This is a genomic window from Eggerthella sp. (assembly GCF_048329335.1).
Taxonomy (GTDB): domain Bacteria; phylum Actinomycetota; class Coriobacteriia; order Coriobacteriales; family Eggerthellaceae; genus Eggerthella; species Eggerthella lenta.
The window spans coordinates 1-1,484 of the sequence record NZ_DBFEGU010000382.1 but is presented as its reverse complement, the minus strand read 5'-3'; the positions used below and the strand labels follow the sequence as shown (position 1 = coordinate 1,484).

Genomic DNA, 1,484 nt, shown 5'->3' with positions numbered 1-1,484 from the left:
CTGCCTCCCAGCGCGAAGTTCTGCCCCGAATGCGGCACGCCGCGCGGCTAGCGCGCTTCGCCACCGCGGCCGGCGACCGCAGGCTCGTCGGCCGCACGTTCGGCGCATGGCGGCTCGACGCCGTGCTGGGCCAAGGCCGGTTCGGCACGTGCTTTCGCGCCTCGCGCGCAAGCGGCGAGCCCCGCAGCGCGGCCCTCAAGCTGATCAAACCCGAGCAGGGGTCCCTCGACCGCGACGCCCTCTGGAACGAGGCGAAGGCGCTGTCGCTGTGCGCGCACCCCGCCGTCCCCCGCTGGCTCGGCATCGTGCGCGAGCGCGACGACGCGCGCGACCGCGGGCGCTGCTTCATGGCGCAAAGCCTCATGCCCGGCACCTCCCTCGACCGCCTGCTGTTCCGGCAACGGCGGTCGTTCGACCAAGCGGCGATCGCCTCCATCGGCCGCCAGGTCATCGACGCGCTCGCGCACCTGGAGGGCCGCGGCGTGGCGCACGGCGACGTGCGGCCGGCGAACCTGCTGATCGACGCCGAGGGAACGGTGTCGCTCGTCGACTTCGGGCTGGCCGGCTTCTTCGACCGGAACGCGGCGAGCCCGGCCGCGACCGCATCCGATCGCGCCGGGCTCGCCGACGTGCTGCTGTTCCTGCTGTACGCGAGCCCCGCCGCAGTGCGCAGCAGGCGGCACGCGAAGCTTCCCTGGTTCGACGACCTCGACCTCCCGGCTGCCCAGCGCTCCCTGCTGCTCGACCTGTTCTCGGACGAGCCCGCGCTGCACGGCTTCGCGTCGATCGGCGATGCCTTCGAGGAGGCGTTCGCAGCGCCGCCGACGGCCTGACGCTAGGCGCGGTACGTCCCGCCGTTCCTCACGCTGAGCGCCACCGTGGACGCGTTGTGCAGCAGCGACGAGGTCTGCGGCGTGATGAGGCCGCCGATGCCCGCCGCCAGCAGCGCCGAGTTGATGGCGATGACCTCCTTGAACGATGCGTTCAGGCGCGCGGTCAGCCCCGCGCTCAGCGTCCGCAGCGTCACGAGCGCGCTCAGGTGCCCTCCCGTCAGCGTGATGTCGGCCACCTCCTTCGCCACGGCGGTGCCCTGCCCCATGGCGATGCCCACGTCGGCCAGCGAGAGCGCCGGGGCGTCGTTCACGCCGTCGCCCACCATGACCACCTTGCTCCCCTCCGCCTTCAGCCGCTCCACGAAGGCGTACTTGTCCTCGGGCAGCAGGTTGGCGCGGTACTCCGTCACGCCGGCGGCGTCCGCGATGCGCGCCGCCGTGCGCTCGCCGTCGCCCGTGAGCATGACGACGCGCTTGAACCCGAGCATCCTCAGGTCGGCGATGGCCTCGCGCACCCCGGCCTTCAGCGGGTCCTCGATGCCGATGACGCCGATCAGCTCGCCGTCCACCGCCAGGTACAGCGGCGACAGCCCCTCCGTTTCGTCGGCCACGCGGCGCTTCTGCTCCTCGGTGAGGGACACGCCTTCGTCC

Annotated in this window: 3 protein-coding genes; 2 read left to right on the top strand and 1 reads right to left on the bottom strand. The window is 72.8% G+C overall.

Annotation, left to right across the window (positions count from 1 at the left end):
* Positions 1–51, top strand: coding sequence for a zinc-ribbon domain-containing protein (locus tag ACMO6A_RS11840; protein WP_418471317.1), 51 nt, complete (start codon positions 1–3; stop codon positions 49–51).
* Entirely contained in the window at positions 30–833 is an 804-nt protein-coding gene (locus ACMO6A_RS11835; RefSeq protein ID WP_009304769.1) for a protein kinase family protein, read from the top strand. Before ACMO6A_RS11840 ends, ACMO6A_RS11835 begins: the two co-directional genes overlap by 22 nt.
* Positions 834–835: 2 nt before the next feature.
* Here the strand turns inward: ACMO6A_RS11835 and ACMO6A_RS11830 are convergent.
* On the bottom strand, positions 836–1,484 hold a 649-nt coding region (locus tag ACMO6A_RS11830; RefSeq protein ID WP_418471316.1), incomplete at its 5' end, for an HAD-IC family P-type ATPase.

Coding starts and splice junctions, on each gene's coding strand:
- ACMO6A_RS11835 (WP_009304769.1), top strand. CDS start 30: ATGCGGCACGCCGCGCGGCTAGCGCGCTTCGCCACCGCGGCCGGCGAC.